The organism is Isoptericola sp. NPDC056618 (assembly GCF_042792715.1).
Taxonomy (GTDB): domain Bacteria; phylum Actinomycetota; class Actinomycetes; order Actinomycetales; family Cellulomonadaceae; genus Isoptericola; species Isoptericola nanjingensis.
The window spans coordinates 83,199-90,762 of record NZ_JBHTVZ010000020.1 but is presented as its reverse complement, the minus strand read 5'-3'; the positions used below and the strand labels follow the sequence as shown (position 1 = coordinate 90,762).

The 7,564-nt window shown below is 75.5% G+C and carries 7 protein-coding genes; 2 read left to right on the top strand and 5 right to left on the bottom strand.

Features of this window, described 5'->3' with window-relative positions; translation table 11 throughout:
- Nucleotides 1-59: 59 nt before the first annotated feature.
- From ACFQ8T_RS18935 to ACFQ8T_RS18925, 3 genes are all read right to left on the bottom strand, one after another.
- Nucleotides 60-1,211 carry a M24 family metallopeptidase gene (locus ACFQ8T_RS18935; protein WP_430548023.1) on the bottom strand — a complete coding sequence of 384 codons (1,152 nt, stop codon included), beginning with the start codon at nucleotides 1,209-1,211 and terminating at the stop codon, nucleotides 60-62.
- Nucleotides 1,212-1,302: 91 nt separating this feature from the next.
- Nucleotides 1,303-2,226 carry an NADP-dependent oxidoreductase gene (locus ACFQ8T_RS18930; RefSeq protein ID WP_430548022.1) on the bottom strand — a complete coding sequence of 308 codons (924 nt, stop codon included), beginning with the start codon at nucleotides 2,224-2,226 and terminating at the stop codon, nucleotides 1,303-1,305.
- 75 nt (nucleotides 2,227-2,301) lie between these two features.
- Entirely contained in the window at nucleotides 2,302-3,012 is a 711-nt protein-coding gene (locus ACFQ8T_RS18925; RefSeq protein ID WP_430548030.1) for a DUF981 domain-containing protein, read from the bottom strand.
- A 125-nt stretch (nucleotides 3,013-3,137) separates the two neighbouring features.
- Between ACFQ8T_RS18925 and ACFQ8T_RS18920 the strand changes: the two genes are divergently transcribed.
- Nucleotides 3,138-3,755 (top strand): TetR/AcrR family transcriptional regulator, encoded by a 618-nt coding sequence (locus ACFQ8T_RS18920; protein ID WP_430548021.1) that lies wholly within the window; start codon nucleotides 3,138-3,140, stop codon nucleotides 3,753-3,755.
- Between the two features lie 27 nt (nucleotides 3,756-3,782).
- Here the strand turns inward: ACFQ8T_RS18920 and ACFQ8T_RS18915 are convergent, their stop codons facing one another.
- Nucleotides 3,783-4,766 (bottom strand): GlxA family transcriptional regulator, encoded by a 984-nt coding sequence (locus ACFQ8T_RS18915; RefSeq protein ID WP_430548029.1) that lies wholly within the window; start codon nucleotides 4,764-4,766, stop codon nucleotides 3,783-3,785.
- 117 nt (nucleotides 4,767-4,883) lie between these two features.
- Here ACFQ8T_RS18915 and ACFQ8T_RS18910 point away from each other — a divergent pair, with 117 nt between their 5' ends.
- On the top strand, nucleotides 4,884-6,428 hold the full coding sequence (locus ACFQ8T_RS18910) for an isochorismatase family protein (RefSeq protein ID WP_430548020.1): 1,545 nt from the start codon (nucleotides 4,884-4,886) through the stop codon (nucleotides 6,426-6,428).
- Here ACFQ8T_RS18910 and ACFQ8T_RS18905 read toward each other — a convergent pair.
- Nucleotides 6,365-7,561, bottom strand: coding sequence for a hypothetical protein (locus ACFQ8T_RS18905; protein ID WP_430548019.1), 1,197 nt, complete (start codon nucleotides 7,559-7,561; stop codon nucleotides 6,365-6,367). The two genes, ACFQ8T_RS18910 and ACFQ8T_RS18905, sit on opposite strands and share 64 nt — an antisense overlap.
- Nucleotides 7,562-7,564: the final 3 nt, after the last annotated feature.

Sequence of the window (7,564 nt, the reverse complement as noted above, 5' to 3'; positions counted from 1 at the left end):
CTCTCGCGCCATCCGACCGGATGGCGCGAGAGATCGCTTGCTGGAAGGCCGTTCGTGGGCTACCCGACGATGACCACCTCATGGGGCGAGGTGTTGAGCCGCACGCCGGCATCGGGGGTGTCGGCCAGGCCGGACACCCCGGCGGGGAACGCGACGACGATGTCCTCGATGCGCACGCCGAGCTCGCCCGGCAGGTAGATCCCCGGCTCGACGGAGAAGCACATCCCGGCCTCGATCGGGGTGTCCTCGCCCTCCACCATGTACGGCGGCTCGTGCGTCGTCAGGCCGATGCCGTGGCCCGTGCGGTGCACGAAGAACTCGCCGAACCCGGCGTCGGCGATGACGGCGCGCGAGGCGCGGTCGACGTCCTGGCAGGTCGCGCCGGGACGCACGGCGTCGACGCCCGCCTGCTGCGCCGCGCGCACGACGTCGTGCACCTCCTGCTCGCGCGCGGTGGGCGCGCCGACGTGCACCGTGCGGGTGGTGTCGGATCCGTAGCCGTCGGCGAGCCCGCCGAAGTCCATGACCACCATGTCGCCCTCGCGGATCACCCGGTCGCCGGCCTCGTGGTGCGGGTCGGCGCCGTTCTCGCCCGCGCACACGAGCGTGAAGTCGACCTGCTCGTGCCCGTGGGAGCGCAGCAGGGCGTCCAGGTCGTCGGACACCGCGCGCTCAGCGCGGCCGGCGAACCGGCGCGTGACGATCTCGGCGAACACGGCGTCCGCCCCGGCGCCCGCGGCGGCGAGCCGGGCCACCTCCTCGGGCGACTTGGCGGCGCGCAGCATCGGCAGGGCGTTCGTGACGGCGGCGTACGACGACGCCGGCAGGGCGCGCTGCAGGCCCAGCACGTGCAGCGCCCACGCCGCGTCGCTGATCGCGTACCGGCCGTCCCGGCGCAGGAGCCGGCCAGCGACCTCGTGCTCGTCCTCGCCGTCCGACCAGGCGACCGCCTCGATGCCGCCGACAGCGCCGACCTCGAGGTCGTGGGCCTCGAGCTTCGGCACGACGGCGACGGCGTCGCCCCCGCCGTCGTCGGACGCGGGGATGGCGAGCAGCGTGAGCCGCTCCGTGTCCGCGGCGGGGGTGTAGCCGAGGAAGTAGCGCAGGTCGGGGCCGGGAGTCACCAGCACCCCGGCGAGGCCGGCGGCGGCCGCCTGGGCGGCGGCGCGGCGACGGCGGTCGGCGTACACGTCGGGGGCGAAGGGTGTCATGTGCTCAGGGTGCCGCGTGCGGCCCGGACCTGCACCACCACGGTCGGGAGCACGGTCGGGAGCATGGTCGGACGCGCGGTGGGAGGCGCCGTCAGACGCGCACCACGATCTTGCCGCGCCCGTGGCCGCTCTCGCTGGCGCGGTGGGCGTCGGCGGCGTCGGCGAGGTCGAAGACCTGGCCCACCTCCACGGCGACCTTGCCGGCGTCGATCAGCGCGCCGAGGGCCTCCAGGTCGGCGCTGGACGGGCGCACCCACACGTAGTGCCCGCCGTGCTCCGTGCGCGCCGTCGCGTCCGTGATGGACGTGACCGTGCCGCCCGGCGCGAGCAGCGCGGCGCTGGTCGCGACGGCGTCGCCGCCCACGTAGTCGAGCGCGACGTCGACGCCGTCCGGGGCGAGGGCGCGGACGCGGTCGGCCAGCCTGTCTCCGTAGGCGACGGGCTCGGCGCCGAGGCCGCGCAGGAAGTCGTGGTTGGCCTCGCTCGCGGTGCCGATCACGCGGGCGCCGAGGCTGCGCGCGATCTGCACGGCGAAGGAGCCGACGCCGCCGGCGGCCGCGTGCACCAGCACGGTCTGGCCCTCCCGCACCCCGGACCGCAGGATGGTCTGGTAGGCCGTGAGCCCCGCGAGCGGCACCGCGGCCGCCTCCTCGAAGCTCAGCGACGCGGGCTTGCGCGCGAGCGTCCGCACCGGCGCGGCGACGAGCTCGGCGAACGTGCCGCCGTGCACCCAGTCCTTGCGGACGTACCCGTAGACCTCGTCGCCGACCTCGTACTCGGGGGTGTCGAGGCCCACCTGCTCCACGACGCCCGCGACGTCCCAGCCGGGGACGACGGGGAACTGCGTGTCGAACAGGCCGTCCAGGTAGCCCTGGCGGACCTTCCAGTCGACGGGGTTCACGGACGCGGCGTGCACGCGCACGACGACGACGTCCGCCCCGGGGCGCGGGTCGGGCTGGTCGGTGAGCTCGAGGACGTCGGCGCCGCCGAAGCGGGAGTAGGTGATGGCTCGCATGCCCGGCACAACAGAGGCCGGGCCGCGAGACTTCCCGCGACCCGGCCCGTGCCGGCCCTGGCGTGGGCGAGGACGTCAGCCCATGGTGTTGACGATGAGCCCGATGTGGGTGAAGAAGTTCATCGCGCCGAACAGCAGGAACGCGAGGCCGGCCAGGCCCCAGGCCCAGCCGATGACCACGCGCAGGCCGCGACCGGCGCCGTCGCGCAGGGCCAGGGGGAAGAGGATCGCGCCGAGCCCGACGAGGGCGATGAGGCCCGACATGAAGATCGCCTCGACGAGCGGGTACGCGGCGAAGGCGCCCGAGATCGGCTCCTCGGGCGGGGCGGCGAAGAGCTGGTAGGTGACGCCGGCGATCGCGATGGCGACCAGGCCGAGGCCCATCCCGAGCACGAAGACGGAGACCGGGCGGGCGACGGCGCGCAGGTGGTCGGTGGCGTCCTCGCGGGCCAGCGCCTCCTTGCCGCGCGTCCACAGGTAGAAGGCGGCGGCGAGCAGCAGCACGCCGAACGCGAGGCTGGTCTCACCGAAGATGATGTTGTCGAAGGGGAAGCCGCCCGCGGCGAGGGGCCACGTGAGCGTCATGTGCAGGCCGGTGGCGGTGAGGATCAGGCCGAGCACGCCGAACGCGAGCGCCCAGCCCTCCGTCACGACCTTCCGCGGCGCGCGGATCAGGTCGCGCCCCAGCCACACGAGCAGGATCAGGCCGGCGCCCACGGCGACGGACATCACGGTGTTGTAGGTGGGCATCTGCGCCCAGTCGATCACGAGGCCCTCCGCGGCCATCAGGTTCACAGCTCGTTCATCTCCTCGGTTCGCGCCGCCCGGCGGCGGTCTGTCGATCGGCTAAACCATACGTGCGTATAGGTTATTCCCGGCGCAGTCGCGGCACCGCGCCTACGATGGGCGGCGTGACGGAGGACGACCGGCCGCGGCGGCGCCGCATGGTCCAGGGGCGCGGCGCGGACAAGCAGCGCCGGATGGTCGAGGCCGCGGCGACGCTGCTCATCGACGAGGGGTTCGACGCCGTCACGCACCGCCGGGTCGCCGAGGCGGCGGGTCTGCCGCAGGGGTCGGCGTCCTACTACTTCCCGAGCAGCGCCGCGCTCGTGGCGGCCGCCGTCGAGGCCGCGGAGGAGCTGCGCGGCACGTCCGCGCTCGCCGCGGCCGGGGCGCTGCCGCACAGGCGCCGGTCCCCGGCGACGACGGCGCGGCTCCTGATCGAGGTCCTCTACGCCCCGCACGTCGACGACTCCGTCGTGACCCGCCGGCTCGACCCGATGATGACCGCGATGCGCGACCCCGCGCTGCAGCCGATCATGCGGCGCTCGCGGCCCCGGCTGCTCGGCGCCGCCCGCACGGTGCTGGACGCCTCCGGGTTCGAGGAGGCGTGCGCGGACCCGCGCGACGTCGACCTCGTGGCGCACCTCGTCGACGCCGCCCTGCTCACCGCGGCCTCGTCCGGCGCGGACGGCGTGCTCGACCGCGCCGCGAAGACGGTCGCCCGCCTGCTCGAGCGGTGGCGCTGACGGCGGTCGCGGCAGCCGTGCGAGCCGTCAGCCCGCGAGGCGGAACCGGGCCCGGTACTGCGCGGGCGTGGTGTCGAGACGACGCCGGAACGCCCGGGTCAGGGTGTCGGTCGAGCCGAAGCCGCAGGCGGTCGCCACGCGTTCCAGGGTGTCGTCCGTGGTCTCGAGCCGCTGCCGCGCCGCCTCGACGCGGACCGACTCGACGTAGGCCGCCGGCGTGGTGCCCAGCTCGGTCCTGAACAGCCGGGTGAGCTGCCGCTCGCTGACGTGCGCCTGCTCGGCGAGCTCCGCCACCGTCAGCGGGGCGGCGACGTTCTGCAGCACGTGGTGACGCAGGTCGTCCACGCGCCGGGTGGTCGCACGGGGGTCGGTCGAGACCGAGAACTGGCTCTGCCCGCCCGGCCGCTTGAGGAACATCACGAGCTGCCGGGCCACGCGCAGCGCGAGCTCCTGGCCGTGGTCGTCGGCGACGAGCGCCAGCGTCAGGTCGAGGCACGCCGTGAGCCCGGCGCCGGTCCACACGTCGCCGTCGCGCACGAAGATCGGGTCGGCGTCGACCCGGACGCCGGGGTGGTCGTCGGCGAGCTGCCGCGCGGTGGACCAGTGGGTCGTGACGCGGCGGCCCTCCAGCAGCCCCGCCTCGGCGAGCACGTGCGCCCCGACGCAGACCGACGCCACCCGGCGTGCCCCGTCGGCGAGCGCCTGCACGCGCGGCACGAGCGCGGGGTCCACGACGGCGCGGACGCGCCGCTCGGCGTCGAGGTGGACGGCGCCCGGCACGACCAGCGTGTCGACCCGCCGGCCGGCCAGGTCGTCGAACGTCGCGTCCGGGAGCACGCGGACGCCCGCCGACGTGGTCACCGGGTCGGCGGTCTCTGCGGCGAGCACCACCTCGTAGCCGGTCGGACCGTCCAGCTCCCGCGCCAGCAGCGCGAAGACCTCGGCCGGCCCGGTGACGTCGAGCAGGTCGACCCCGTCGAAGAGGGTGACCACGACGAGCCGTTCGATCATGACGATGTCCGAATCTGCGGGTTGCATGACATTGCCGACACGGTACGCCGGTTCGTAGCGTGGGAGCGCGCCGCACCCTCGGCGCCCGACCCCTCGACCTCCTGCGGAAGGACACCCATGACCAGCACCACCCTGCGCGAGCTCGGCGGCGCCGACCCGACCCCTGCGGACCTCGCCGAGGCGACCGTGATCCTCGTCGACTACCAGAACACCTACACGCGCGGCGTCATGGAGCTGGACGGCTGGGCGCCGGCCCTCGACGCCGCCGCGGACCTGCTGGCCCGCGCCCGCGCGGCGGGCGCCACGGTGATCCACGTGCAGCACGACGGCGGCGCCGGCTCGCCCTACGACCTGGCCACCGACCTGGGCCAGATCCACCCGAGCGTCGCGCCCGCGCCGGGCGAGGCCGTGGTGACGAAGACCGCCCCGGACTCGTTCCGGGGCACCGATCTCGGCGACCTGGTGGACGCGGCCGGCCACGCCGACGTCGTGGTGGTGGGCTTCATGACGCACATGTGCGTCGCGTTCACGTCCCAGGGGGCGGCGCTGCGGGGCAACCGGCCGACCGTGGTCGCGGAGGCGTGCGCCACCCGGCCGCTCGCCAGCGCCGTCGGACCGGTGCCCGCGGAACAGCTCCACCGGGCAGCGCTCGCGACGGTCGCCGACGCGTACGGTGTCGTCGTGGCGACCGCCGACGACCTCGCCGGTCAGCAGCGCGAGCAGCGGCAGGGGAGCGGCGCCGATCGGCGCCACGGTGGTCATGGTGATGCCGGCCTCGCCCATCGCCGCGACCAGGTCGGCCTGGCGGGCGGCGGACAGCTGGCCGACCGCGAAGCCGTGCGCCACGTTGACCCTGCCCTGGAGCCCGGCCCGCAGGGTGCGGTCGACCATCAGCTCGATCTGGAAGGCGCCCAGCTCGCCGCCGTCGTGCAGGTGCACGTCGATGCCGACGCCGCGCCGTTCCGCGATCTCGAACAGCCCGTCGAGCTGACCGACCGGGTCGCGGTCGATCGACGCCGGGTCCAGGCCGCCGACGTGCTCGGCGCCCGCGGCCGCCGCCCGGTCCAGCAGCTCCAGGACGCCGGGGCGGCGCAGCACGCCGTCCTGCGGGAACGCCACGATCTCGGCGTGCACGGCGCCGCCGAGGGCGGCGACGGCCTCGCGGACCACCTCGATGCCGCGCAGGCCCACGCCGAGGTCGACGTCCACGTGCGTGCGCACCGCCGTCGTGCCCGTGCGGACCGACTCGCGCAGCACCGCCAGCGTGACGTCCACGCCGGGGATGCCGAGCTCGTCGCGGTGCGCGCGCTCGTGCGCGATGCGCGCCTGGACGCCCGGCTCGCCGCCGTAGCTCACCCACGGCTTGCCCCACCACGACTTGTCCACGTGCGCGTGCGCGTTGACCAGCCCGGGCAGGGCGAGCAGCCCGCGCCCGTCGACCTCCCCGTCGACCTCTCCGTCCGTCTCGCCGGCGGCCGACGCAGCGGCGTCGTGCGGCACGACGGCGATGATGACGCCGTCGGCCACGTGCAGGTCGGAGCGCTCGCCGCCCCAGGGCCGCACGTCGCGCAGCACGGTGACGGTGGTGGGGGAGCTGGTCATCGGACTTCCTCCTCGAAGGGGACGACCGCCTGCGGCCGTCCGGGGATGGTGATCTCGTAGCTCTCGCCGGCGCCGTCGAGCGCCGCGTCGAGCGGGACGACGGTGGCGCCGTCCCAGGCCTCCTGCTGGGTGTAGCCGCCGGCGAGGACGCCGTAGGCCTCCCCGTCGGGCCCGTGCCACACCGCGACGGTCTCGTGCCGGCGGTCGGTGGGCAGGACGACGTCGGTACCGTCCGGGCCGACCACCTCGATGCTCGGGCCCGACCCGGCGTTGCCGAACGGGCCGTTGCCGGCGACGACGAGGGTGCCGTCGCCGGCGCGGGCCACGCCGTGCTGGTGGGAGTCGGCGGTCAGGTCGGTGGTCGTGACCTCGCCGGTGCCGGGGTCGACGCGGGCCAGCACGCGGCCCTGGTAGGGCAGCAGCAGGTCGCCGTCGTCGTCGAGGACGGCGTAGTGCGGCTTCTCGAACGACGCGAGCCCGCCCTCGCGCCCGAACGGCGCCACCTCGATCGGGCGGGCTCGCCCACGCTCCGGGTCCACGACCGTGACGGTGAACCCGTCGTGGTCGATCGTGTAGACCTCGTCGCCGTCGTCGCTCACGAGGACGTCGAAGGGCCGCAGCCCCACCGGCACGGCGGACACGACCTCGCCGGTGTCGGCGTCGAGCGTCTCGAGGAACGCCGCGTCGCCCGTGCTCACGGCGACGTGCACCCGCTCGCCGTCGGGGGAGACGGCCAGGCCGAGGCCGCCGCGCCGGTACTCGCCGAACGCGCGACGGCTCGTCGCGTGCTCGTACGCGAAGAGGTCCGTGCGCTCCCGGGCGTCGAGGTCCACGACGGCGACGCCCTCGGCGGTCGAGACGTACGCGCGCCGGGAGTCCTCGTCCACGGCGACGCCCCACGGCGCGGTGCCCACGGTGATCTCGTCGACGACGGCGGAGCCTCGCCGGTCGGCCGGGTCGACCACTGCGAGCGTGTCGCGCTCGGCCTGCGTGGCGAGCAGCAGCTGGGCGGGCGCGCGATCGGGAGACGGCGTCCGCGTGGCCGACGTGCTCGGGCTCGGGGTCTGACTCGGCGTCCTGGTGCCCGCGGGCTGCGGTGGAGCCGCGCAGGCGCCGAGGGCGAGCAGGGCTCCGGCGACGGCGACCGCTCCCGCGGCACGGGCCGGGCGGCGCGTGCGGCGGGCGGGAGTCACGGT

Coding starts and splice junctions, on each gene's coding strand:
- ACFQ8T_RS18925 (WP_430548030.1), bottom strand. CDS start 3,012: ATGGCCGCGGAGGGCCTCGTGATCGACTGGGCGCAGATGCCCACCTAC.
- ACFQ8T_RS18910 (WP_430548020.1), top strand. CDS start 4,884: ATGACCAGCACCACCCTGCGCGAGCTCGGCGGCGCCGACCCGACCCCT.
- ACFQ8T_RS18930 (WP_430548022.1), bottom strand. CDS start 2,226: ATGCGAGCCATCACCTACTCCCGCTTCGGCGGCGCCGACGTCCTCGAG.
- ACFQ8T_RS18915 (WP_430548029.1), bottom strand. CDS start 4,766: ATGATCGAACGGCTCGTCGTGGTCACCCTCTTCGACGGGGTCGACCTG.
- ACFQ8T_RS18935 (WP_430548023.1), bottom strand. CDS start 1,211: ATGACACCCTTCGCCCCCGACGTGTACGCCGACCGCCGTCGCCGCGCC.